Consider the following 23745-nt stretch of genomic DNA (forward strand, 5'->3'; position numbering starts at 1 on the left):
TGACTGCTAATATATTTAAGGTTTAAGAACTACCTTAATACAGTTTTCTTGCTTATCGCGGAAAATTTTATAACCCTTCGGAGCATCATCTAAAGCCATTCGGTGAGTAATCACAAAAGTTGGGTCAATGTCTCCCTTTTGAATGCGTTCTAAAAGCGGCTGCAAATATTTTTGAACATGGGTTTGACCCGATCGCAACGTTAACCCTTTATTAACAATCGCCCCCATCGGCATCTTATCAATAAATCCGCCATAAACCCCAGGAACCGACACCGTACCCCCCTTGCGGCAAGTAACGATCGCTTGTCGCAGCACAAAGGGGCGATCGGTTTCCAAGCGCACGGCCTGTTTCACCGTATCATAAAGCGCCATGGCATCGGTTCCGTGGGCTTCCATTCCCACCGCATCAATACAGGCATCTGGCCCCCGTCCTCCCGTCATCTCCTTCAGCGCTTCCCCCGGATCAACCTCTTCATAATTAATAATTTCTGCACCCGCATCCTTCGCCATCTGCAAGCGTTCAGGAAAGCGGTCAATGGCGATCACTCGTTCTGCACCTAACATAAAGGCACTGCGGATGGTAAATTGACCCACCGGGCCGCATCCCCAAATGGCGACGATATCCCCTGGTTGAATATTGCAGTTTTCCGCCGCCATGTAACCCGTTGGGAAAATATCGGTTAAAAATAGCACCTGTTCATCGGTTAACCCATCGGGAATTTTTATCGGCCCAACATCGGCAAAGGGGACACGGGCGTATTCCGCTTGTCCTCCGGCGTATCCCCCTAATAGATGGGAGTAGCCAAATAAGCCAGCAGGAGAATGACCATAAAACTTTTCAGCCATCCATTTGTTCGGGTTGGAATTATCGCACAGTGACCATAAATCTCGGTTACAAAAGAAACAATGACCGCAAGAAATGGTAAAGGGAACGACAACGCGATCGCCAATTTTTAAGTTTTTGACTTCGGGGCCAAGTTCTACGACTTCTCCCATAAATTCATGGCCGAGAATATCCCCTGATTTCATCGTCGGAATATAACCATCATAAAGATGTAAATCAGAGCCACAAATGGCAGTGGATGTAATCTTAATAATGGCATCACGGGGATTTAAAATTTTCGGATCAGGAACATTATCAACCCGAACATCATTGGAACCATGCCAACAAACTGCTCTCATGTTTTATTCTCCACTATTAAATCGTTAATGTCAATGATTTATTGATCAGTATTTCTAGCAATTTCTCCGGCTTCCATTAACTGTTTAAATCGGTTCAAATCATCCCCAATTTGTTGTTCAGGTTCTTCTCCAAATAGTTTAGCTAAAGTGGTTGTCACCACACCGCCAGGGGGGTTATATTCGATCACAACTTTAACTTCTGTGCCTCGGTCTGCGGGTGCTGGTTGAAACCGAACAAACCCCGAATTTTCAATATCTGCATTGTTGACGGAAGACCAAGCAATTAAATGATTGGGTTCATCTTTAATCACTTCCGCATCCCATTCAACGATTGTTTCTAACGGTGCTTTTGCGACCCAATGGGAATGACGTTCATCATAAACAATGATAGATTTGATATGTTTCATAAATTTTGGCAAATTGTAAAAATTGTGCCAAAATTGATACAATTCTTCAGCAGATCGATTAATCGTAACGGTTTTTTCAACCCGAATATTTTGGTTAGTATTTAAGCCCAATGCTTCTTGAGCTTGATGAATTGTACTTTGATTTTGAGTGGCTTGATACATTAAACCACCCCCAGCAACCGCCATGAGAACGCCTTTTAAAGAGCGTTGTTGGAGTCCCATTAACACTAACGCGCCTCCCCCAATTAAAGAACCCCATCGTTCTAAATCACTGGGATTTTCTTCTGAAGGAGACTGTTCATATTTTTGAGTTGAAGTGATTTCTTCCATAAAATTTTCCTGACCCACCTTTTAACTCAGGATAGGAAGAATTGACTTGAATTTACCTCAATCAAAAGACATAAATAATGTTAAGTCAAATCAATGATTAATTTATATCTTTTGATAGAGGTTTTAAGAGAAAATAGTGATTATTTTGATCTTTCTCTGTTTCTGAGTGACAAGAGTACCTTTGTGTTTCGCCTCATCCCCTATGCTTTAAGTTCTTGGATAATCATATTAAAATCTCGTCCATAAACCGCTTGATTATATTCAGATAATTGCGTTTCTGACCATTGCAAACGTTCTATAGTTGCTTGTTGAATTTTCACCATAAAAGGACGACGAAATTGTTCATAAGTTTGAAAATATTTTTTAATTTTATCAAGCTGATTCCAATGATTATTTTTAGCTAATTGCTCAAGTAAAGTAACAATGACTAAAGCATCTTCAAACCCTTGATTAACACCTTGAGCCGCAAAAGGAGGCATTCCATGAATAGCATCCCCGACTAATACCACTCGTCCTTGACTCCAGAAAGGTTGAATTTCTACATCAGAATTAGGAGAATAAAGATGAGCCGATGAGGGGAATTTTAGCTGATTAGAAATCGTGACTCGATGAATATAATAGGGACGTTTGTATAGGGTTTCCAGAGAAGATAAACCCACTAACTGTTGAATACTATCGGGAAAATCAGCTTGTTTTAAATCGGATATCGCTAAATTAATTAATGAATTTCCTGAAGATTGTTCCAGAGTATCTAAAGGTAAAGCCGCATGGAGAAGATAGCCAATTTCACCCGTTGGTCTATTAATCAAAATAATTCTAGGATCTTCTAATTTCTGAGAATTTTGAGTAATTTCATCCTGAATTAAGGTGACAATTCGACAATCAGAAAAGAAGGTTTCTTCTAATTCTGTTCTTAAAGATTGAGGAATTTCAGCAATGTGGGTACATCCTATGGCTGAAAACCCCGAATATTCAGGTTGAGCGACAGGTTGGTAGGGAGTATTCTGATATAAAACTTGACGAATCTTAGAGTTAATTCCATCCGCAGCAATCACAATTTTAGCTCGAATAGATTTGATTTCACAGGCTTGAGTTTTAGTTTGTAAATTCTCAAGCTCTGGATGATTTTGAGGCTGTTCTTGTTCCCAATGAGCATAGGGATTAATCTCTGTTTTTTGATCACAAATACAGTCTATTCTGACACAGCCTAATTCCGGTTCGTCTACAACATTAACACAACGATGATTAACTTTAACTTGATTTTCAGGAAGTAAATTTCTTAAGTGTGTTTGTAAGTCATACCAAGCGGTAGAAACTCGACCTTCTCCATATTGATTGAACCAATATTCAAAACTTAAGGGAATTGCTGAAATTCGCTCTCCGTTAGTATTTTTTTGTACCCATTCTGGCGAAATTTTAGGTTTATTATCTTGACTAGAACTCGCAGGAGAAAAACTCATCCCGTTAGCTGTTATCGCTTTATACGCTTGAGGTTCAATACAATTTAATGCTTTTAAACCGTTGGGAAGTAGATCTAAAACTTGACCGACCGGACGAAAATTATGAGTTTGATCAATGACTAAAATATTGTCAATTCCTCGTTGAAGCAAACCGAGTGCGGTGGCTAATCCAACTGGCCCCGCACCGACAATCAAAACATCATAAATTTCAGCAGAAATTGTCATTTTTTTCTCCTTTTATCTTTTTCAACCTGAATAATTTTAAGCTTTAGAAGCGCGTAATTGTCCACAGGCTGCATCCGCTTCTAACCCTCTGGAATACCGCACACTTACCGCAATATGGCGCTGTTTTAAGATATCCATAAACTCAGTAATCCGTTGGGTATCTGGTCGTTTATAGTTAACTTCTTGAATGGGGTTATAGGGAATTAAGTTAACATGACTTTGAAACCCTCTTAATTGACTGGCGAGTTCAATGGCGTGTTCGGGTAAATCATTTAATCCTGCTAACAGGATATATTCAAAACTAATTCGTCTTCCCGTTAATTTAACATAATCTCGACATTCGGCAAATAATTCAGATAGAGGATAAGTTTTGGCGCTGGGAATTAATTCTTCTCGAATATTTTGATAGGAAGCGTGTAAACTAACGGCTAATGTGACTTGTAAATCATATTCTGCTAATTCTCGAATTTTCCCTCGTAAACCAACGGTAGAAACGGTAATCATTCGTTGTCCAATTCCCACATCTTGATTTAGGGATTTAACCGCTGCAATTACATTATCTATATTTAATAAAGGTTCTCCCATTCCCATAAACACAATATGACTAACTCGCCGTTGAAAATCTTCCTGGACGGTTAACACTTGATCAATAATTTCATAAGCTTCTAAATTGCGGGTAAACCCTCCTTTTCCCGTCGCACAAAAATCACAAGCCATTGGACAACCGACTTGGGAAGAAACACAAACTGTTAAGCGTTTTTCGGTGGGAATTCCAACGGTTTCAATAATTTGACCATCGGCTAATTTTAATAAATATTTAATGGTTTTATCGGGAGCGATCGCTTTATAATGAATACTAGATCGACCAATCTCAACATCCCCAACAGTTTCTCGCCATTGTTTCGGAAATACGGTGATTTCTCCTAAAGATTTCGCGCCTTTGTGATAAATCCAATCATATAATTGCTTACCCCGATAGGCAGGTTGTCCCTGTTGTTGTACCCAGTCGGTGAGTTGTTCTAAAGACAAGCCGAGTAGGGGAGTTGATACGGAGTGTACAGTTACCATAAAATTTGAGGATAATAACAGTTATTGGCTAAGAAATGCTCCAGCTAACTCAAAAGAGTTGCTAAAGCTTTGCACCTCTATATTATATCTAATTTGTTAATCTGTAACCTACTGAGTTAAGATATTAATAGTGCTGAAGAATAGGGAAAATGGTTATTAGAAAGGTTTAGTTAACAGGTAAGATGCCTGTTCCACATTTGTTAATATTCTTTAACCCAACTTTCAATTGCTTCTAATAAATTGTCCTGTGATGTCACAAAGGAACGTTGCGGGAATGGTAACGGGAGGGGGTCGGGAGTTATCCAACCGAGGTGTAAGACGTCCGTGAGATAGTCGCAACAGTCGATGACTTCGGGGGTGGGTGTCCCATCTGCGAGTAACAGAATGAACAGATAGGTTTGGAGTTGCTGTTTCAGGTGGATAATTTTGGTTTCTAGGTTAGCAGGGGTCTGCACGTCGGGGGGAGTTTCATCGGGTAAGAGTTTTTGATAAAGACGGTTACAAAATGCTTGGATAAATTCGTTTTTGGTGTTGAGGGTTAGTAGTTTGTTGATGTTAATACAGTGGACGGGGAGGTGAGGAAGTTGGCTACAAATATCGGTGAATTGTTGTTCTAATTGTCGCACTGTTGGGGTATTGCCTACGGGGGTATTATTGGTAATTTCAGGATGGGGGGTGATGGTGTTGTGATGCCATGCTTGATAAAATTTGGGATAAGGTAGATTTTGAGCGTATTGCCAGAGGAGTTTATAGCAGCTTTCAAAGAGATCAAAATTATTGTTGTAAACTTCATTAATTAGGTTATGTTTGAGGGCAAAAACCACATCTGAATACTGTTTTTCGGTTTTGATTATTTCCCCTAAAGTCTTAGCAACATTCCCGCGAGTATATTTATCTTCAGTAGTTTCTAAAACCTGAATTAACGCCTGTATTACTAACTCATTTCCAGGGTCAATTTCCCCTAAACTCTCGGCAACCCTCCTGCGATTATCTTCATTATCAGTAGTATTTAAGATCTGAATTAATGCCTGTATTGCTAACTCATTTCCAGGGTCAATTTCCCCTAAACTCTCGGCAATCATCCTGCGATTATCTTCATTCTCAGTAGTATTTAAGATCTGAATTAATGCCTGTATTGCTAACTCATTTCCAGGGTCAATTTCCCCTAAACTCTCGGCAACAATCCTGCGATTATCTTCATTCTCAGTAGTTTCTAAAACCTGAATTAACGCCTGTATTACTAACTCATTTCCAGGGTTGATTTTCCATAAAATCTTGGCAACCCAACTGCGATTATCTTCATTCTCAGTAGTATTTAAAATCTGAATTAACGCCTGTATTGCCAACTCATTTCCAGGGTCAATTTTCCATAAGATTTCAGCAAAAATCTGGCGAACATTTTTATTATTAGTAATTTCTAATACCTGAATTAATTCTCGTATTATAAATTTATTTCCGACAGCATTTTCTAAAAAAAAATTGTACGGTAAAAAAATATCTGCTTCTATATCAGCTACCAATATTTTAATTAATTCAGATATTCCTACTTCATTTTTAATGATACATTTAGCAAAAATATCGATGATAATTTGCCTAATGTACCATTTTGAAAAGTCGGTTTTTAATAATCGAATTAATTCAAATAAAAATGACTGGTTGACAGATGCCAATCTTGTTAATAAACAGCAAATACTTATGACATTCATAATATTTTGGGCTGTTTTTAATACTTGAATCAACATCTTTATAACTCTATTGTTAAAAAGATCAATCCTGCTTAAATCCTGAGTGACAAAACTGTCATCGTTTTTATGATCAGTTGTTTCTAAAGTCTCAATCAAAACTTGTAATTCATTTTTTGAGAAAAGGACATTTGAGCATAAATTTCCGGCAATTTCTTCACATATATTTTTGTTTTCATTCATTTCTAATAACCGGATTAGCTCTCCTATTACTATCTTATTTCCAGGTGCATTTTCCCCCAAGATAAGGGCAATTTTGCAGCATTCATCTTCAGATTCAGTAGTTTCCAATAATCGAACTAACTCCTTTACTAATACTTTATTGCCAGGATTTATTTGAAATAAAAAATTAGCAACCTTAATAGCCAAATCTTGATTTTTATTTGTTTTTAAAACTTGAAGTAATTTAGTATTGATTTTTTCTAAAGCTTTGCATATTAAAGAATTATTTGTGTATGCCAATACTTCTTTGCCTACTTCTTCAATTGGATAAAGAAAAGTTATCCATTCTTGCTTCTCAATATTAAAATAACCATAACCCAATTTAACAATCTGTTCTATAATTTCATCCGATAAACTACATTCTTTAAACTCAACTATTCCTACAGATGCTAAACAATAGGCAAAGTATTCATACAACCATCTATCTGCTTTTTCATAACTCCACTCTCCACAGCCATCATCAAAACTAACTAACTTCTGAATAAACGACTCTTTCTCCCTTGCCTCCACATCATCCCGCCCCAACCATAATAAAATTATCTGTATCCATTGAGGTTGAAAAATGCGATACTCTTTCCCCTCCACCGGACAATTAACATGATTTCGAGGTAAAAAATAATCCCAATCGTTAATCGCTAAAGCTGCAAAATATTCCTGAAACGTGGGATGAAAAAAGGCATAAACCGCTTGGTCTGAATCTTTTTCCTCAACGGAAGCTAACCCCACCCGATTTAACCATCCTAATTTTAACGCCCAATCAAATAGAGTATTTTCCCGTTGCGGTTTTCCTAAATACTGTTGAACAAATTTTTCCTCTAAACGAAACCGAAATTGTTCACGATTTATCGCTGTTTTCGCTAATTCTCCTAACTGTTGATGGAGACATTCTTGCACATCTTCAGGAATTTGAAACGGTTTCTGTTCATCTTTCCATTGATAATGACTCTTAACCAACCGTTGATAAAGTCCCGCTTGGGTTTCCGGTAATTTTTCCCCTAGTGTCCAAGTCCGACATAATAACGCTAACCGCAGGGGATTTTTAATTAAATCATTAATCCGGTTTTGGTTGGATTCATTTAACTGTTTTAATAATTCCTGACTCTGGGTTTTATCGTTAAACCATTGTTCAATAAATTCCTGAATCTGTTGGGAATTAAAATCTAAATTGCGATAAACATCAAAATCCCTTAAAGCGTTTTTCTCCCCCTCCCAAACATTCAACCGACAGGTTAACACCACCCGTAACCCCTGCGTCCATCCTTCCGCCAACTGTTGATTAATTGTTACCAAAGGTGACGTTATCCCCATTTCATCAACGGCGTCGAGGAGTAAGTAAACCTGTTGGGAAAATGGCACAATTTGCGAACCCGCGCAGGCGGGTTTTGTCTGTGTAGACGCGGTTTCAACCGCCGAAATATCCGCCGAAGAAGGCGAAGAAGAAGGCGAATAAGTATCCGGCGAATGGAATTCGCTGCTATACAAACGATGTCCGCCTTCGCGGACAGATGAGAAATCCAACGGCTCACAACCCGCGACGGCGGGTTTTGTCTGTGTAGACGCGGTTTCAACCACCGAAATATCCGCCGAATAATCCGCCGAATAATTTTGTTTTTTTGTAATCAACCTCTCAAACCCAGAAACCCATTCCGGCGAAACCCCCGTTAAACTTCCCGTCGCATCGCGTAACCAATTTTGAGTTAAATAATCTCGTATGGGTTTATCAACATCCGCCAACCGAATTAAAATCGGATAACCTAAATTTTCCTGTAAAATCCATCGAGCAATTTGATATAATAACGTTGTTTTTCCCGCCCCAGGTTCCCCAATAACCGCCAACCGTTGACCTTTACTTTTACTATTTCCTTGTCGTAATACTTCCTCAAAAAATTGATTCGGTTCGCTGTAGGTTTTTGTTATTTCCGTTTCTGGTAATTGATAAAATTCTGACCCGTCCTCTGGGTTCACTTCCTGTTTGTGTCGTTTTTCCTGTTCCCGTTTCGGTTCCACTAACCCCAAAGGAACATAAAAATTAATCCCCGTTAACGGGTTATTCTTGAAAAAGCGTTCTTCGTAGGCGTCGAGGCGAGATTCACAAATTTGATACCAGTTAATAGTATTAGGTGGTGGTGGTTCGGGTTCAGGTTTGGGGAGATTGACAATATCTGCTAATTCTAAGTTTAACGCTTTTACAATTGCGATCGCATAACCGATATCAATAGCAGTTCCTTTCAAAAAGCGTTTAACCGTGTCTAAACTAACGTTAGCTTGTTTCGCTAAATACTCTTGTGTCCAGCAATTTTTTCCCGTTTTTCCTTCGAGAATTGGTTTTTCCAGTTCAGCCATCCTCGCTTTAATTTTAGCGATTCCCTCAGAAGTAGCTTTAACACTGCGAGATTGAGGCATTTTTCAACAAGCCTGATATTTTGTAGCTGTTTTTAATATTACCTCAAATCTGTTTAATTATCAAGCGGTATAAATAAGAGATTTAGGATGACATTTTATATGATTATCTGCCATAATGAAAAAAAGAAATTGAGCCAGTCAAGCCGATGAAAAGCATTAATATCTCTCTGCCTGAATCGATGCAGGCTTATATTGAAGAACAGTTAGCTAGTGGTGCTTACGGTACAGCCAGCGAGTATTTCTCGGAGTTGGTGCGTCAAGACCAAAAGCGTAAAGAACAAGCCCGGTTAGAAACTTTATTATTAGAAGGTTTGGACTCTGGGGAAGTAACACCAATGACGGCGGAAGATTGGTCTGATATTCGTCAAGCTGTGCGGGAACGAGTCGCTAAAAATAATGATGCGGGTCAAGGTGAATGAGCAATATTAATAAACGACCGCAAGTTATTCGTGATTTGTTGGAATTAGCCACCTATATTGCTTTAAATAATTTAGATGCTTCCGATCTATTTTTATCAGCAGCCGAGACAACTTTTCAACAACTTGCACAGATGCCAAACATGGGAAAATTGAGCCAACTTTCCCACCCCAGGTTAGCTAATGTTCGACAGCAAGCGATTAAAGGATTTAGAAAGTATCTCGTTTTTTACCAAATTACAAATACGGGAATTGAGATTTTACGAGTTATTCACGGAGCTAGAGATATAGAAGGGATACTATATGAAAGTTTAGAAGAAGAATAATAGATCTTTCGATACGGGTATGGGTAAATAATACCCATTGGTGTCAACGGAAGAACCCCGCGCCCGGAAATAAATTTCGGGCTAAAAGCTAAAGTTATCTAAAGATAACTCAAGAGTTAAGGCTTTTAGGCTTAACGGTATCATTAACAATATTATTCTAACAAGTCCGAATCAGGCAACTGTTCTAATTCTTCTGCAATTAAAGTTTGCAAATCTTCGCCACAATGGGTTTGCAGATGAATGATTGCTGCTAATAACTCTGCTAAACTATCCAGTTTTTCACTATCACTTAATGAGTTTCGTGTCTGAATTTTATCTAAAAGCTGAATAACGGTTTGACATTCTTCACCAAGTTCTGTTATCAAAGTTTGTAAGGTTGAACTTTTAATAAAAGATGTGCGATCGCTAATATCCATGATGGTTTCCTCATCGGTTTATCGTTAAATCTGAAGGGTGCAGAATGGTGCAGTTAAACTGCGTGGTTTTGCGCTGTTGCTGCACTAATGATTTTACCTAGCGTGGTTTCAGAGTTCAAGAGAAACCCGCTATGCGACAGAAATCAATAGGCATTTCCTTTGCCATTATCGCTTCTTCCTTTTATGGTTTACTGCCCTTATGTTGGCGGTATGTACCCCTCCCAACACTGCTTTTAATTCTCGATCGCTGCTTATTCACCTTTGTCATTTCAGGAGTGATTTTATTAATCATAGGTGAATGGGAAACAGTCCGTAACTTCAGCTTAAATGTCATTGCAAAAGTCGCTAAACCTGCTTTTTATTTAGCGTTACATTTAGGCTTTTTTATGGGTGCGATCGCTCTGGGACATCAAGTAGAAGCCGCCATTGGAATGTTCCTTGCTCCCGCAGCAACAGCCGTTTTATCAACAATTTTATTAGGAGAAAAGCTTAACACAATTAAACGGTTTTGTGTGGGAATTTCCGTATTTTCAGCGATTATTTTCTTCTATGAAGCTCAAGAAATCCCTTATTTTGCAGTATTGATCGCGTTAACTTGGGGGCTGTATTTGTGTGAACGTAAACACGCTTTAAAAATGGTCAGTAACCCTCTCGCCTATAGTTGGTTGGAACAAAGCTTAATTGTAGTGGTTTTAATTGTAATTGTAATTTTCAATAGCGTTTTTCCGGCTAATGTTCAACCCTTAACGGCTGTTAATTCCAGTGCTTTCTTAGTATTGGCTGGCGGATGTGCCTTAGCCACAATTGCTAGTTTTTTACAATCAAAAGCCTCTCAAATGATTGACTGTTCCCAAGTGGGAATGTTGGGGGTACTTTCTCCCGTTGTGCAGTTTATTGTTGCAGTTTTAGTGGATCAAAAACCAGTAACTATTTTACAACTCTGTGCGATGACACTGTTATTAACTGCCGTTTTATTGTATAACTGTCCTCCCCTCAAAAAAACAACGTTATGACACAGAAACCGGGTTTCAGAATCAAAACTCTTGATTTTCACAACAAAACCTGAACGAGAAACCCGGTTTCTTGGATCTCTTGAAAAATCATCTAAATAGGAGTTAATATTATGTCCTGTCCTCAAGTCGGTTGCAAGCTCAGAAAAACGTCTGAAAATCAAGCGGTTTGTTTAAAAAATGGTTGTGTTTTTAGGTTAGAAAAACAGCAAACCGTTGATAATGGAGAGGGGATTTTATGGTTTTTATTAATCGGGTTGTTTGTGTTTATTTTTGTAGTTGTTACGGGATGATGAGTTAAGCTGATACGCATTTTATTTGACAGTCAGTTTTTCGGATATTCTTGTGGGATGGGCATCCTGCCCGTCTTAGTATTAGATTTAGATTCGTAATAGCTTAGGAAAAATTGAGCCAGGAGTGGTGCGTGTGCTGAAAGCTTACTTACGCACCTTACTGTTATCAACAATATTAAAAAGAAGAATCGGAGGATTTAATCGATTTCTGGGAATGCAGTTGAGGATGGCTATGGATATTATTCTTAATAGCAGATTTAGCGGCTTTGTGGGCTTGATAAGCTTGCCATTGAGTCAACAGATTATACAAAACAGCAGATAGGAGCAATTCATATAAAATGGGGATAAAATGACTCCGATCAAACAATCCTTTAGAATAATGAATACCGGGAAATAACAGAATGGGGGATTTAAAAAACTGATCTAAAAAGGGTAAAAAGAGTTTGATTCCTCGTCCTTCGGCGAAAAAATCTAGGATTAAATGAGAACTGTAAAGAATTAAGGTAAATCGCAATAATTTTTGATAAGAAATTTTCCAAATTTTACTAGCAATCCCAGCTACAATTAAACTAAAACCCAACGTAAAAATTAAACTATGGCTAATTCCTCGATGAAACCCTGTTCCTGTTAAAATTTGGGGAATAAAATCAAAATCGGCACAGGTTGCGATCAAAACTGGATATAAAATATTGAAATCAAAACGGTGAAATTGATAGGATCGGGGGATGATATTTCTCGGTAAATATTTACCCAGAAAATATCCAGTCGCTGCATGAAAGAGGGGGGATGGCATCGGTAATAATTAGGTAACAGATCTCGAACACCGCAACAGTGAAAATCCTAAAATCTAGGTGATTGATGGATTAACAGAGAACTGCTATATTATGACAAAATTATGTGAAAGTTGCAACAAACCTCACCGTTCAAAAGATTAATCCTGATCAATTATAGCGGTATTCAGTCTGATTTCTTCAGCATTGTGTTCTCAATCGTTAAAAAATATCACTCTAAAAAAGACTCGATACCTCTAAATTCGGTGTTAATTTTGTTCCACATTGGGTACAACATTTATAATCAGCCAGGTTCATTTTTCCACAATTTGGACACACTAACGCTTCACTATTTGTTTCCAAAATAGCAGGTTTTAAACCCATCATATCCTCGTTACCGTGACCAGGAGCCACCATTGGGAAACAGTCTTCATTGCGCGTTACCCGCACATCTAATAACATAGGGCCATCATTAGCTAATAATTCGCTGATGGCATTTTCTAACTCTTCCCGTCGAGAAATATTCAGCGCCCGAATATTATAAACATCGGCTAATTTGGCAAAATTCGGACTCCCTTTTTCTAAATTTGTGGCTTCATAGCGATCATCATAAAATAAATGTTGCCACTGTCGTACCATTCCCAACCAACCATTATTTAAAATAACAGCTTTGATGCCAATATTATATTGAGAAATTGTTCCCAATTCCTGCATATTCATTTGAAAACTTCCATCCCCACTAATACAAATTACCTGCTCATGGGGGAGGGCTATTTTTGCACCTACCGCCGCCGGAATTCCATATCCCATTGTTCCTAAACCGCCACTAGAAATCCAACGACGCGGCCCCGTTTTTAGAAATTGAGCCGACCACATTTGATGCTGTCCGACATCCGTTGTATAGAAGGCATGGGGGGCTTGACGAGAAATTTCTACAATTACTTCTTGCGGGGAAATACCTCCTTCCGGTTGGGGAATTTCCAAGGGATATTCTAAGCGCAATTGAGTTAAATGTTCGCACCAAGACCGAGTTTTTTCTCGATTAATACTATCCCCCAATTCATGAACATGACGCAACAAATCAATTAAAACTTGACGCACATCTCCAACAATGGGAACATCAGGCTGCCGTGTTTTTCCGATTTCTGCTGGATCAATATCAATATGAATCACTTTAGCATTTTTAGCAAAATCATTGCCTTGACCCGCTACTCGGTCATCAAACCGCACTCCTAAAGCAATTAATACATCACATTCGGAAACGGCAAAATTAGAGTATGCTGTGCCGTGCATTCCCAACATTCCTAATGCTAAAGGATGATTTTCATCAAAGACTCCTTTCCCCATTAATGTTGTGGCAATCGGAATTTGAAATCGTTCAGCGAGTTCTTGAACTTCAGCGTGGGAATTGCTAATAATCGCTCCTCCTCCAACATATAACAAGGGTTTTTTTGCCTGCTGAATTAACGTTAACGCTTGGTGAATTTTGCGGGAATTTCCTTTAATTATAGGTCTATATCCCATCAGTTTAACTTGACCGGGTTCAACGGGATGATAATCAATTTTAGCAATACCAACATCCTTGGGAATATCAATTAAAACTGGCCCCGGTCGGCCACTATTTGCTAAATAAAATGCTTCTGCTACAATGCGAGGAATATCCGCCGGATTTCTCACTAAATAAGAATGTTTAACAATGGGTAAAGTAATCCCATAAATATCAATTTCTTGGAAAGCATCACTTCCTAAAGACCCTCGCGGCACCTGTCCGGTAATGGCCACCATCGGAACAGAGTCCATGTAAGCCGTAGCCAAGCCAGTGACAAGATTTGTGGCTCCGGGGCCAGAGGTGGCTAAACAGACGCCGACTTTACCCGTCGCCCTGGCGTAACCATCGGCGGCGTGGGCTGCGGCTTGTTCGTGGCGGACGAGAATATGTTGTAAATCTCCCGCCTGTTCTGCTCGATAAAGTTCATCATAAAGGGGTAAATTTGCCCCCCCCGGATAGCCAAAAATATGTTTAACGCCGTGACGTTTGAGACTATCAATTAAGGCAAAAGCGCCTGATACTTGTTGTTGATTCTGCATATTTTTCTCCTGAGAGTTAAACAATATTGTTTGGGGATTAACTTGGAGAACAAGAGGATGACTCAATAACAGATAATTGTTTTAATTGTTTACATTAATTTGTAATTGAGCTTCCTCTGGTGTTCAACTGTTGGTTTACATTTCCCTAATTAAAACGGAATATTTCTACCTTTATAGTAGAGCAAATCTGGGAAATAAAAACTATATTTTTTATTAAATTTTAGAAAAAAATAGAATCAGAATTCAAGAAACCGAGTTTCTAGGTGATCTTTTGGCTATCAGGTAGGGCTGAAAGAAACCCGGTTTCTGGTTTTTTACGAGGTTAAATCACCGTCACCACTGATACAGGAGTTTCCTGTTGTTTGAGCAATAAACCATATTCTAATCCTTCGACAACGGCTTGGTAGGAAGCATCAATAATATTAGTAGAAACTCCTACGGTTGTCCAGCGTTGCTGACCGTTACTTGACTCGACTAAAACACGAGTTTTTGCTGATGTTCCTGAGCCCCCATCGAGAATTCTGACTTTATAATCCCGCAATTGAAATTCAGCAATCATCGGATAAAAATTCATCAATGCTTTTCTTAAAGCTGCGTCTAAAGCAGACACCGGGCCATTTCCCTCGGCAGCTTCTAAAATATCTTGACCCTTGACGGTCACTTTTACCGTTGCTAAAGCATGGCAAGTTTCATCACTGGATTTATCACAATGTACCTGAAATCCTTTGAGCGTAAAAAAGGTTTTACGAGTTCCTAATGCTTCTCGCATTAATAAATCAAAACTCGCTTCCGCCGCTTCAAATTGATAGCCTTGATTTTCTAAATCCTTTAATTCTTGTAAAATTTTGCGACTGGTGGGATTATTTCGATCTAAATCAATTCCAAAGGTTCGCGCTTTCGCTAAAACATTACTTAATCCCGCTTGATCAGAAACGACAATTCGCCGTTGATTTCCAATCGTTTCTGGGGGAATATGTTCATAAGTTAAAGGATTTCGCTGTACCGCAGAAACATGAATTCCTCCCTTATGGGAAAAGGCAGATAATCCTACAAAAGGCGCGTGATCATCGGGAGCTAAATTGGCAACTTCACTCACAAATCGACTAACTTCTGTGAGTTTTTTAATCTGTTCATCTCCAATACAATCATAGTCTAATTTTAATTGTAAATTCGGAATTAAGGTACAAAGATTAGCATTTCCACAACGTTCGCCATAACCATTAATGGTTCCTTGTACCATCTTTACCCCTTCTAATACGGCTGCGATCGCATTGCCAATAGCTGTTCCCGAATCATTATGAGTATGAATTCCAAATTGCAGAGGAAAAGGCGTTTCTAAGTCTTTTGTGGCTTGAATAACATCGCGCACAATTTGAGTAATTTCATGGGGTAAAGTTCCCCCATTCGTATCACAAAAGACTAACCATTCAGCCCCAGCTTTTGCCGCCGTTTTTAACGTTTGTAAGGCATAATCAGGATTCTTTTTATACCCATCAAACCAGTGTTCAGCATCATAAATTACCCGTCTTCCATGACTGCGGAAAAACAGAATTGTATCCTCAATCATCGCCAGGTTTTCCCTTGAGGTTGTTTGCAATCCTTCAGTAACGTGCAAATCCCAGGATTTCCCAAATAACGTGATCCAGCGCGTTCCTGCTGATAAAATTGCTTTTAAATGATCATCTTCTGCGGCTTTACTATTCGGTCGTCTTGTGGAACAAAAAGCAACAACTTCAGAATTAACTAACGGTTCTTCTTGCAACTTCCAAAAAAATTGAACATCTTTAGGATTAGCTCCCGGCCATCCTCCTTCAATAAAGGGAATTCCTAAACTATCTAATTGACGTGCAATTCGCAATTTATCATCAAGAGATAGCGATAATCCTTCCCGTTGTGCGCCGTCTCTTAATGTGGTATCGTAGATAAAAAGTGGATTAGTCATAGGTTCTAAAATTTATCGTTAACAATTAATTGATAGTGCCACAAATATCAACATTTGATTATATTTTACGGTTAGGGTTTAGTGGTGTGACCTCTATGGGCTTGTAATCATCCATTCCAGCTAATTTTTTATTTTTCACTATGATTTTACTTTTAATCCTCTCGTTTGGGGCTTGAAAAAAGTAACAATTTAGTTAAGAATCATTGCATAACTTTTATTCAGGGAAAAATGGTACAAATTCAAGCTCAAGGAAAAACCATCACTTGTGAACCGGGTGCGAATCTGCGTAAAGTCTTATTAGAGAATGGTGTTGATCTCTATAATGGCCAAGCTTCTGTGATTAATTGTCATGGATTTGGCACTTGTGGGACTTGTTGCGTGGAAATTGAAGGGGAAGTTTCCGAACCCCAATGGAAAGAAAAAACCCGCCTTTCCCTTCCTCCCCATTCGTCCGGTAGCCAGCGCCGTTTAGCCTGTCAGGTTCAAGTGCTCGGAGATATCAAAGTTAAAAAATATGACGGGTTCTGGGGTCAGGGTTCCCAAACCGCTTGGACTCCATAATTCAAAAGTGAGAAACGGGGTTTCTTCAATTACAGAGAAACCCCATTTCTTTCTGGGTTTGGATGGATATTGATCCTTTAAAACTACTCCGTCAGGCTCATAACTTTAATAAAAAAGGAGCAGTTAAAATACCCAAAATAGGTTATCGTGAAGATGGTTCAGCCATTTATCGTAAAGGCAATGAATATTTAATTGTTCGTCCAGATCAATTTGGCATTGAAAAAATTGTTACCTATGGAGTTAATGATGACTAATACTACCCTTACCAATCAAAATCCTGAGTTAACTCAAAATTACATTATTCAACTCTTAGATCAACTAACGATTGATTATCAAAACACTAAATCAGAACGAAAAGCAATTGCTGCCGAATTTTCTACATCTGAAGAAGAATTTACGATTTTAGAAGAAATTGAACTTTTAACCACAGATATTAGAGGATATGCAAATCAAATCAAAATTAGATTTTATATAGAAAACCCACAACAAGCGATTGAAAAATTACACAGAACCAGACTGTTTGATGTTCCTAGCATTGCTCAATTTTATCTTAATACTTCTGATCAATATGAAAATCTTAAATCTTACTTGAGAATGTTAGATTACTTACGATTATTAATCTTAGAATATTTGAACCTATCCCAAATTAATCACCCCACTTTACAAAATTTATAATAATTAATCATCCGGTATCTGGAAAAATAGAGTCCTTCATTGTTATTAACTCTATAACCTTCATCTAGTTTTCTATGCTAACGCTCTCAAAATTTTCCGTACTTTGCCTGCTGTCGGGTACTTTATTTTTTAATGCAACAATAGCAAATGCAATCCCCCAGCGTATTAATACTGAGTTAACCCAAGTTTATCGCCAAGCTCCTTCCGATTTAATTGATGAGTATACTGATCATTTCTTCTATCAAACTAATCCTGAATTGCAGGGTCGGAAACTCACAAATACAGATCAAGATTATATTCGAGAATGGCATAATTTACGCGCTGCAATTGCACCACTAATTAAACCATCTCAGGAAGCTTGTCCTTTGGAAAAATCTGATGTTGGCTGGGACTTCGATCTTAATGGAATGCCTAAGTCTTACTCTAGTGTCTATGACTATTTAGCAGATACAATTTTTTATAGTCGCTATCCTGAAATGCTTGGACAAAAACTTCAGCCTGGAACTGCTACCGCTCAGGAATGGTCAGTTATTAGAAGTAGACTTTTTGTGTCTACCTGTGGCTTATAAAACGGTCTTAAATTGTATTTTCTCCTTCTCTTGATTTGACATAAACCTTCATTTTTGGCATCTTTCTATGGTTATAAAATTTAGTCAATTTTCAACTTTACCCCCAGTTTTAACAATGACTATTCTGGTAAGCTGTATGGGATTGATCACAGGCTGTAGAAATTCTATGATCTCTAATTTATTACCGCCTGCTGACGCTCAAATTCAACCGAAAGGGATGGTCACAGCGTCGAGTTTACCAGAATATTGTTCACCGGATGAATACAGAACTTTTTTTGAACATTTTGTCCGGGGTCAAGATTATCAAGGAAATGAAACACGCTTAACCTATACAGCCGATATTATTGAAGTTCGAGATTATAAAAATCCTAGTTATCTGATAGGAACTCTCAGAAAAAAAGATGATGAGTTTAGTATTGATTTAAGAGATTATCGTTGGGTACAACTTGTACCTTCTCCTGTAGATAATAGTCCTTATACTCGCTTGCAAATTGACTTAATCCGCATGAATAATAATACTTTTCGAGTTAATTATATCAAGGCTCACTATGCTTATGATCCGAAGGGAGAAGGAGAAGAATATTTAGATTACACCTATGGAGAGCCAGGAGCTTATATTTTTGAACATCGGAATGGTTGTTGGAATCTCACCCAAAAGTTACAATAAACATTTTTATAGTATAATTAGAAATAGCGATCGCACATTGAGACTAACAGTATGGTTATTAGTCCTGTGATATTAAACTTAGATAGCGTTCATCTTAGCGATGAACAATTCTATCAACTTTGTCAAAATAACCAAGAATTAAAATTTGAAAGAAATGCTCAAGGAGAATTAACAATTATGTCTCCAGTGGGGGGAGAAAGTGGAAATCGAGAAGCGGAATTAATCNGTTTTGAGACAATATTGTTTTAAGCTGTTCAGCGTCTAAATTGTATAGTACGAAATCGTGGAATCTTTGCAGTGCGAGCGTCCCCGCTCGCTAAGATATAAAATTTAAGTGCGTAACAGTTTATGTTTTATAAAAATTATCCTTAAACTGTTGGGTGGTGCGTGCGCTTGGCTTACGCACCCTACGATTTAGGGTTGATCGTCTTGAACCTCATCGGGATCAGTTGAGGGTTGAGGGTTGGTTGAGGTATCAAAATATTGATAAATAGTAGAAGAAACTTGACGAATTAGTTCATTTGCTTGGGGATCATCTGCTTCTCTTTCAACTAAAATCCCAACTAAATATCGTTTCCCATTTAGCATATCAATTAAACCAATATCCCCACAAACTGAGTCAATATTGCCCGTTTTATGAGCAATAAACGTTCCCTCTCCTAAACCACGGGGTAACAAAGAACGATTGCGAGTTTGCTGCATAATTCTTAACATAAAATCACGGGATTTCACAGAAACCAACTTTCCTTGATTAATTTCCGCCATTAAAGTGACTAAATCTTTGGCGCTGGTTTTATTTGTTCCTTCCAAATCAGGAAGAATATTTTGCATTTGAGTCTGTTTTAATTGCCAAAAAGCAAACTGTTGATTTAACGATTCAATCCCTCCCAAACGATCAATGATCATATTCGTAGCAGTATTATCACTATTAGTAATCATTAAAGTAGCTGTTTCTAGGGCTGTAAATTTACTCCCTACGGGTTTATCTTGCAGTTCTCCAGACCCTTTAGCAATGTGTTTTTCCTCCATTGTTAAGACTTCATCTAAACGGAGCCTGCCTTCATCAACTGCTTGAAAAAATGAGACTAAAATCGGAACTTTAATTGTACTAGCGGCGGGAAGTGGCAATTCTCCTTGAATATCGACATAATTTCCTGTATCTAAATCCACTAAAAACACCCCAGGTTTTAACTTTGGTGAATCTTTTGCTAAACCTAAAATGGCTGTTTTTAAATCCGATGCTTCTTGAGTTAATTGTAAAGATTGAGCTAAAGAATTAGAGGAATTAGCATTCAAACTTTTTTGTTGTTCTGCGGTTAAACTGACCGTTTGATTCGCCTCCGCACTAGAACGTCCCAAGGCATTTAAAGCCGAAAGAATCGTTCCCGAAATCACACCAATACCAATTCCTAAAATTAATAAACGGGTTGCATAGACCATCGGAGACACCCGACGTTTTTTTCGTACCCGTTTTACGGGTTTATTTCCCGGTGGAAGAAGAGATTCAGACGGGGAAAACTGAGCAACGGGAGATCGGCGAGAGCGTACCGCAGTCGGAGCCGAGGACTGAGGAAACGGTATAATAGAAGGAGCAGCAGTTCCCCTAGATGAACGTTTACCCGGTTGAGATCGAGGTTTGCGAGATGGCGGAGGCGCAGACCGTTTCTGTCGCAGTTGAGAGAGCAGGGGATCAAAGGATTCAGAACGGCCGGGATCAATACCCTGTCGTTGTTCTACCGACGGAGATCGACGAGAAACAGGTTTCGGAGGTGGCGGAGTAGACCCACGAGAACGACGCCGAGGTTGGGATTTGGGTGAATTTCCATTCCGAGACTTTGGCTCCGAGGATTTAGAGCCCGACTTAGAAAAAGAAAGTATTGAGAATAACGACTGACGAGGAGATCGCTGGGCCACACCTAACACCTGACTAAGATTGAAATAATTCTTTTAAGACGATAAGGTTAATCACTTAAATTCCCGACACCCGTAACTAGACAAGACTGTCTACGGATTAGTGATCGGGCGACGTTTTTAGGGTATCATCAATTGCAGCATAATTGTTACAATTTAACGCCCATTCGACTTGACTCAAGATGCCCCGTAACATCATAACTTCTTCAGATGTTAAATTCGCTCGATTAAACAAACGCCGGAATTTTTTCATCCGACTATTTGCAGTATGGGGATAGACATATCCAATCTTCAGTAACATCGCTTCCAACTGTTGATAATATCCCTCTAAGACTTCCAAGGAAACAGTAGAAGGGGGGATTTCTATCGAGTCTTCTGTACCCTTTTGGGTTTCTAACACACAATATCGTAATTCATAACAACACACCCCGACCGACTGAGCTAAATTTAATGAAGGATAGGCTAAACTCGACCGAATACGGAGAAACCTTTGAGCATAACTCAATTCATCATTATTTAAACCCCGATCTTCCGGGCCAAAAATTAAAGCCGAGGGACAGTCTAATAACCAAGGTAAAACCGTTCTGGGATCTTCTAAATCCGTCGGTAAAGCATCGGATCGAGATCTCGCCGTGGTTGCGATCGCACGTTGACATCCGGTTAAAGCTTCGGGTAAAGACGAAACCGTGATCGCTCGTTCTAAAATATCCCCAGCATGAACCGCCATTCTTTTCGCCTCATCACAAGCGGGGTTACACTGAGGATTGACTAATACTAATTGCTCTAATCCCATATTTTTCATTACCCGCGCCACAGAACCCACATTTAAAGGCCCTGCGGGTTCCACTAAAACAATCCGAATGGGAGTTAATCGGGTGTACGAATCGGTCTGTGTCATGGAAATGATATGATCATCCCTGATTCAAGCAACTTCAATAACTTAGCATGGCACAACCGCGTTCTAAGTCTGACTTACCGACTAAGATTTGTCCCGTTTGCGATCGCCCCTTTACCTGGCGAAAAAAATGGGCCGACTGTTGGGAAGAAGTTAAATATTGTTCTGAACGTTGTCGTCGTCGCCGTTGATCTTAAAAATTATTACATTCATGGCTGTTCAACCTAAACTAATTATTCATGGCGGTGCTGGTAGTTCTCTCCAAGACAAAGGAGGATTAGAAGCGGTTCGTAAATCACTCTATCAAGTTATTGATCAAGTTTACGCCTTACTTCTCAAAGGAGCCACTGCTAAAGAAGCCGTTGTCCGGGGTTGTCAACTCCTCGAAGACGATCCCCGGTTTAATGCGGGAACAGGTTCGGTTTTACAATCCGATGGCCAAATTCGCATGAGTGCTGCGTTGATGGATGGAACTCTACAACGGTTTAGTGGGGTCATCAACGTTTCACGGGTGAAAAATCCGATTGATTTAGCCGTTGTTCTACAAAACGCCTCAGATCATGTTTTATCCGACTATGGCGCCGCCGAATTAGCGCGAGAACTGCAACTTCCCCTTTATAATCCCCTCACCGATCAACGGTTACAAGAGTGGCTCGAAGATCGCAAAGACAATTTTAAACGCAGCATGGCGAATGTTGTTTCTGAACCTGCGGGAACTGGAACTATCGGGGTTGTGGCTTTGGATCAAAATGGAGAATTAGCCGCCGGAACTTCCACCGGGGGTAAGGGGTTTGAACGTATTGGTCGGGTCAGTGACTCCGCAACTCCGGCGGGAAATTATGCAACGGATCAAGCGGGAGTTAGTTGTACTGGAATTGGAGAAGATATTCTGGATGAATGTTTAGCCGCCAAAATTGTGATCCGGGTCACAGATGGTCAATCCTTGAAAACCGCCTTCGAGAAATCCTTTACTGAAGCGGATCAGCATCAACGGGATTTTGGGGCCATTGGTATTGATGCAACGGGTGCGATCGCCTGGGGAAAAACCTGTGATGTGATTCTTTCCGCTTTCCACGACGGTCAAAACAGGGGTGATAGCCTAGAATCTGCTAAAGGAACTCAAGTATTTTCTAGTAGCTGTTAAGCGTTGGGAAGCAGGGCGAGTAGGGGCTTGTGTCCCTCCTCCAAGGAGTGTCAACTTAACGCTAAAAGTAGACGATCAAACCCGAATTCACGCGCTATCTGATCCCAAGTCAATGATCCCCCCTAACCCCCCTTAACAAGGGGGGAACAGGAGATCCAACTTAACAAGGGGGGAACAGGAGATCCAACTTAACAAGGGGGGAACAGGAGATCCAAGTCCCCCTTTTTAAGGGGGATTTAGGGGGATCTGATCTTTTAATCACGGGTTTTAGCCTTAAGTTGACACTCCTTATGTCCCTCCTCGCCCATCAACCGCCAACAGTCAACCGCCAACACCCATTGCATCTGTTAATTTTTCAAACACTATTTAGAATTCCTAGAAGCTGATGATTTATAATGCAAGTGTGATTATTTGGCAAGTTAGTATGCTCATTGATCGCTTGCATGATTTGGCGAGGTAGAAATTCATTTACGAGGAATCAATGGTGTCATTTTTCTTAAGCTTACCATCCTTTAAATTAATCTACTTCCCTCTATGCTTTTCTGGAATTGTAGAAACACCAAAATCTGCATCTACCAGGCAACTTTCGAGTCATAGTAAGACAAACTATTTGTGTCTTATTCGCTCAAGGAGTTTATGATTATGAGACGGATTTTAGTTGTTGATGATTCAGCAACGATGCGAAAAATGGTAATCGCGTCCTTGCGAGATTTAAAAGATATCAGTTTTAGTGAAGCCGGGAATGGTTTAGAAGCAATTGAACAGGTTGAAATTGCGCCCTTTGATTTAATGATACTGGATTTGAATATGCCCGATATGCACGGGTTAGAAGTTCTAAAATTTGTTTTAGGACACCCAAATCATCAGGCTACACCGATTATCATTCTTACTACAAAAGGTGATGAAAATAGTCGCAGTGAAGCACTTTCCGCAGGCGCGGCTTGCTATTTAACCAAACCATTTCAGCCTAAATTGTTAGCAGATCAAGTTCAAAAATTACTGACCTCGGTTTCAGTTTAATAG

At 39.3% G+C, this 23745-nt stretch carries 23 protein-coding genes and 1 pseudogene; 13 read left to right on the forward strand and 11 right to left on the reverse strand.

Annotation, left to right across the window (positions count from 1 at the left end; genetic code table 11):
• Positions 1-15 precede the first annotated feature (15 nt).
• The 5 genes from PL8927_RS25245 to PL8927_RS25265 all read right to left on the reverse strand — a co-directional run bounded on the left by PL8927_RS25245 (position 16) and on the right by PL8927_RS25265 (position 9039).
• Positions 16-1182: a zinc-dependent alcohol dehydrogenase gene (locus tag PL8927_RS25245; protein ID WP_083626355.1), complete on the reverse strand. Its 1167-nt coding sequence runs from the start codon at positions 1180-1182 to the stop codon at positions 16-18.
• A 38-nt stretch (positions 1183-1220) separates the two neighbouring features.
• Positions 1221-1919, reverse strand: coding sequence for an SRPBCC family protein (locus PL8927_RS25250; protein ID WP_156093328.1), 699 nt, complete (start codon positions 1917-1919; stop codon positions 1221-1223).
• A gap of 200 nt (positions 1920-2119) precedes the next feature.
• Positions 2120-3604 (reverse strand): FAD-dependent oxidoreductase, encoded by a 1485-nt coding sequence (locus tag PL8927_RS25255; RefSeq protein ID WP_083626358.1) that lies wholly within the window; start codon positions 3602-3604, stop codon positions 2120-2122.
• A 36-nt stretch (positions 3605-3640) separates the two neighbouring features.
• Positions 3641-4672, reverse strand: coding sequence for a 23S rRNA (adenine(2503)-C(2))-methyltransferase RlmN (gene rlmN / locus PL8927_RS25260; protein ID WP_083626361.1), 1032 nt, complete (start codon positions 4670-4672; stop codon positions 3641-3643).
• A 200-nt stretch (positions 4673-4872) separates the two neighbouring features.
• Positions 4873-9039, reverse strand: a complete 4167-nt coding sequence (locus PL8927_RS25265) for a HEAT repeat domain-containing protein (protein WP_083626364.1) — start codon at positions 9037-9039, stop codon at positions 4873-4875.
• A 146-nt stretch (positions 9040-9185) separates the two neighbouring features.
• On the opposite strand from PL8927_RS25265, the gene PL8927_RS25270 reads away from it, so the two are divergent.
• Together PL8927_RS25270 and PL8927_RS25275 are read left to right on the forward strand one after the other, a co-directional pair.
• Positions 9186-9458, forward strand: a complete 273-nt coding sequence (locus tag PL8927_RS25270; protein WP_083626367.1) for a type II toxin-antitoxin system ParD family antitoxin — start codon at positions 9186-9188, stop codon at positions 9456-9458.
• The gene (locus tag PL8927_RS25275; RefSeq protein ID WP_083626370.1) at positions 9455-9781 is read left to right on the forward strand and encodes a type II toxin-antitoxin system RelE/ParE family toxin; all 327 of its coding nucleotides are present in this window, start codon (positions 9455-9457) and stop codon (positions 9779-9781) included. Before PL8927_RS25270 ends, PL8927_RS25275 begins: the two co-directional genes overlap by 4 nt.
• A gap of 152 nt (positions 9782-9933) precedes the next feature.
• Here PL8927_RS25275 and PL8927_RS25280 read toward each other — a convergent pair whose 3' ends face one another.
• A complete protein-coding gene (locus PL8927_RS25280) occupies positions 9934-10197 on the reverse strand; it encodes a hypothetical protein (RefSeq protein WP_083626373.1) in 264 nt (87 codons plus the stop codon).
• Between the two features lie 131 nt (positions 10198-10328).
• Between PL8927_RS25280 and PL8927_RS25285 the strand changes: the two genes are divergently transcribed.
• Both PL8927_RS25285 and PL8927_RS25290 read left to right on the forward strand, forming a co-directional pair.
• A complete protein-coding gene (locus PL8927_RS25285; RefSeq protein ID WP_083626376.1) occupies positions 10329-11210 on the forward strand; it encodes an EamA family transporter in 882 nt (293 codons plus the stop codon).
• A 110-nt stretch (positions 11211-11320) separates the two neighbouring features.
• Positions 11321-11500 carry a hypothetical protein gene (locus tag PL8927_RS25290; RefSeq protein ID WP_083626378.1) on the forward strand — a complete coding sequence of 60 codons (180 nt, stop codon included), beginning with the start codon at positions 11321-11323 and terminating at the stop codon, positions 11498-11500.
• Between the two features lie 175 nt (positions 11501-11675).
• On the opposite strand, the gene PL8927_RS25295 is transcribed toward PL8927_RS25290, so the two are convergent.
• The 3 genes from PL8927_RS25295 to cimA form a co-directional block, all read right to left on the reverse strand.
• Positions 11676-12293: a metal-dependent hydrolase gene (locus PL8927_RS25295; RefSeq protein WP_083626381.1), complete on the reverse strand. Its 618-nt coding sequence runs from the start codon at positions 12291-12293 to the stop codon at positions 11676-11678.
• 214 nt (positions 12294-12507) lie between these two features.
• Positions 12508-14382: a biosynthetic-type acetolactate synthase large subunit gene (gene ilvB / locus PL8927_RS25300; RefSeq protein ID WP_269322036.1), complete on the reverse strand. Its 1875-nt coding sequence runs from the start codon at positions 14380-14382 to the stop codon at positions 12508-12510.
• A gap of 298 nt (positions 14383-14680) precedes the next feature.
• On the reverse strand, positions 14681-16300 hold the full coding sequence (cimA, locus tag PL8927_RS25305; protein ID WP_083626387.1) for a citramalate synthase: 1620 nt from the start codon (positions 16298-16300) through the stop codon (positions 14681-14683).
• A 228-nt stretch (positions 16301-16528) separates the two neighbouring features.
• Here cimA and PL8927_RS25310 point away from each other — a divergent pair, with 228 nt between their 5' ends.
• From PL8927_RS25310 to PL8927_RS25335, 6 genes and pseudogenes are all read left to right on the forward strand, one after another.
• A complete protein-coding gene (locus PL8927_RS25310; protein WP_083626389.1) occupies positions 16529-16861 on the forward strand; it encodes a 2Fe-2S iron-sulfur cluster-binding protein in 333 nt (110 codons plus the stop codon).
• 62 nt (positions 16862-16923) lie between these two features.
• Positions 16924-17115 carry a hypothetical protein gene (locus tag PL8927_RS25315; protein WP_197047552.1) on the forward strand — a complete coding sequence of 64 codons (192 nt, stop codon included), beginning with the start codon at positions 16924-16926 and terminating at the stop codon, positions 17113-17115.
• Positions 17108-17536, forward strand: coding sequence for a hypothetical protein (locus tag PL8927_RS28705; protein ID WP_083626395.1), 429 nt, complete (start codon positions 17108-17110; stop codon positions 17534-17536). The genes PL8927_RS25315 and PL8927_RS28705 overlap by 8 nt, the downstream gene beginning before the upstream one ends.
• A gap of 74 nt (positions 17537-17610) precedes the next feature.
• Positions 17611-18105: a hypothetical protein gene (locus PL8927_RS25325; protein ID WP_083626398.1), complete on the forward strand. Its 495-nt coding sequence runs from the start codon at positions 17611-17613 to the stop codon at positions 18103-18105.
• A gap of 115 nt (positions 18106-18220) precedes the next feature.
• A complete protein-coding gene (locus PL8927_RS25330) occupies positions 18221-18772 on the forward strand; it encodes a hypothetical protein (protein WP_156093329.1) in 552 nt (183 codons plus the stop codon).
• A gap of 51 nt (positions 18773-18823) precedes the next feature.
• A pseudogene (locus PL8927_RS25335) lies at positions 18824-18997 on the forward strand (Uma2 family endonuclease); the annotation flags it as partial.
• A gap of 189 nt (positions 18998-19186) precedes the next feature.
• Here the strand turns inward: PL8927_RS25335 and PL8927_RS25340 are convergent.
• Complete coding sequence (locus tag PL8927_RS25340) at positions 19187-20686, reverse strand: serine hydrolase (protein WP_083626404.1); 1500 nt, start codon at positions 20684-20686, stop codon at positions 19187-19189.
• 97 nt (positions 20687-20783) lie between these two features.
• Positions 20784-21581 carry an RNA methyltransferase gene (locus tag PL8927_RS25345; RefSeq protein WP_083626407.1) on the reverse strand — a complete coding sequence of 266 codons (798 nt, stop codon included), beginning with the start codon at positions 21579-21581 and terminating at the stop codon, positions 20784-20786.
• A gap of 47 nt (positions 21582-21628) precedes the next feature.
• On the opposite strand from PL8927_RS25345, the gene PL8927_RS25350 reads away from it, so the two are divergent.
• The 3 genes from PL8927_RS25350 to PL8927_RS25360 all read left to right on the forward strand — a co-directional run bounded on the left by PL8927_RS25350 (position 21629) and on the right by PL8927_RS25360 (position 23742).
• A complete protein-coding gene (locus PL8927_RS25350; RefSeq protein ID WP_083626410.1) occupies positions 21629-21769 on the forward strand; it encodes a DUF2256 domain-containing protein in 141 nt (46 codons plus the stop codon).
• Between the two features lie 20 nt (positions 21770-21789).
• On the forward strand, positions 21790-22722 hold the full coding sequence (locus tag PL8927_RS25355) for an isoaspartyl peptidase/L-asparaginase (RefSeq protein WP_083626414.1): 933 nt from the start codon (positions 21790-21792) through the stop codon (positions 22720-22722).
• A 642-nt stretch (positions 22723-23364) separates the two neighbouring features.
• On the forward strand, positions 23365-23742 hold the full coding sequence (locus PL8927_RS25360) for a response regulator (protein ID WP_083626417.1): 378 nt from the start codon (positions 23365-23367) through the stop codon (positions 23740-23742).
• Positions 23743-23745: the final 3 nt, after the last annotated feature.

Origin of the sequence: Planktothrix serta PCC 8927 (assembly GCF_900010725.2) — a bacterium.
GTDB lineage: Bacteria > Cyanobacteriota > Cyanobacteriia > Cyanobacteriales > Microcoleaceae > Planktothrix > Planktothrix serta.

Excerpts from the sequence above, each read along its gene's own strand:
- cimA (WP_083626387.1), bottom strand. The coding sequence starts at position 16,300 with ATGACTAATCCACTTTTTATCTACGATACCACATTAAGAGACGGCGCA.
- PL8927_RS25295 (WP_083626381.1), bottom strand. The coding sequence starts at position 12,293 with ATGCCATCCCCCCTCTTTCATGCAGCGACTGGATATTTTCTGGGTAAA.
- PL8927_RS25330 (WP_156093329.1), top strand. The coding sequence starts at position 18,221 with ATGACTATTCTGGTAAGCTGTATGGGATTGATCACAGGCTGTAGAAAT.
- PL8927_RS25255 (WP_083626358.1), bottom strand. The coding sequence starts at position 3,604 with ATGACAATTTCTGCTGAAATTTATGATGTTTTGATTGTCGGTGCGGGG.
- PL8927_RS25270 (WP_083626367.1), top strand. The coding sequence starts at position 9,186 with ATGAAAAGCATTAATATCTCTCTGCCTGAATCGATGCAGGCTTATATT.
- PL8927_RS25290 (WP_083626378.1), top strand. The coding sequence starts at position 11,321 with ATGTCCTGTCCTCAAGTCGGTTGCAAGCTCAGAAAAACGTCTGAAAAT.
- PL8927_RS25355 (WP_083626414.1), top strand. The coding sequence starts at position 21,790 with ATGGCTGTTCAACCTAAACTAATTATTCATGGCGGTGCTGGTAGTTCT.
- PL8927_RS25310 (WP_083626389.1), top strand. The coding sequence starts at position 16,529 with ATGGTACAAATTCAAGCTCAAGGAAAAACCATCACTTGTGAACCGGGT.
- PL8927_RS25350 (WP_083626410.1), top strand. The coding sequence starts at position 21,629 with ATGGCACAACCGCGTTCTAAGTCTGACTTACCGACTAAGATTTGTCCC.
- PL8927_RS25315 (WP_197047552.1), top strand. The coding sequence starts at position 16,924 with ATGGATATTGATCCTTTAAAACTACTCCGTCAGGCTCATAACTTTAAT.
- PL8927_RS25280 (WP_083626373.1), bottom strand. The coding sequence starts at position 10,197 with ATGGATATTAGCGATCGCACATCTTTTATTAAAAGTTCAACCTTACAA.
- PL8927_RS25245 (WP_083626355.1), bottom strand. The coding sequence starts at position 1,182 with ATGAGAGCAGTTTGTTGGCATGGTTCCAATGATGTTCGGGTTGATAAT.
- PL8927_RS28705 (WP_083626395.1), top strand. The coding sequence starts at position 17,108 with ATGACTAATACTACCCTTACCAATCAAAATCCTGAGTTAACTCAAAAT.
- PL8927_RS25250 (WP_156093328.1), bottom strand. The coding sequence starts at position 1,919 with ATGGAAGAAATCACTTCAACTCAAAAATATGAACAGTCTCCTTCAGAA.
- PL8927_RS25325 (WP_083626398.1), top strand. The coding sequence starts at position 17,611 with ATGCTAACGCTCTCAAAATTTTCCGTACTTTGCCTGCTGTCGGGTACT.
- PL8927_RS25275 (WP_083626370.1), top strand. The coding sequence starts at position 9,455 with ATGAGCAATATTAATAAACGACCGCAAGTTATTCGTGATTTGTTGGAA.
- PL8927_RS25265 (WP_083626364.1), bottom strand. The coding sequence starts at position 9,039 with ATGCCTCAATCTCGCAGTGTTAAAGCTACTTCTGAGGGAATCGCTAAA.
- PL8927_RS25345 (WP_083626407.1), bottom strand. The coding sequence starts at position 21,581 with ATGACACAGACCGATTCGTACACCCGATTAACTCCCATTCGGATTGTT.
- PL8927_RS25285 (WP_083626376.1), top strand. The coding sequence starts at position 10,329 with ATGCGACAGAAATCAATAGGCATTTCCTTTGCCATTATCGCTTCTTCC.
- rlmN (WP_083626361.1), bottom strand. The coding sequence starts at position 4,672 with ATGGTAACTGTACACTCCGTATCAACTCCCCTACTCGGCTTGTCTTTA.
- PL8927_RS25360 (WP_083626417.1), top strand. The coding sequence starts at position 23,365 with ATGAGACGGATTTTAGTTGTTGATGATTCAGCAACGATGCGAAAAATG.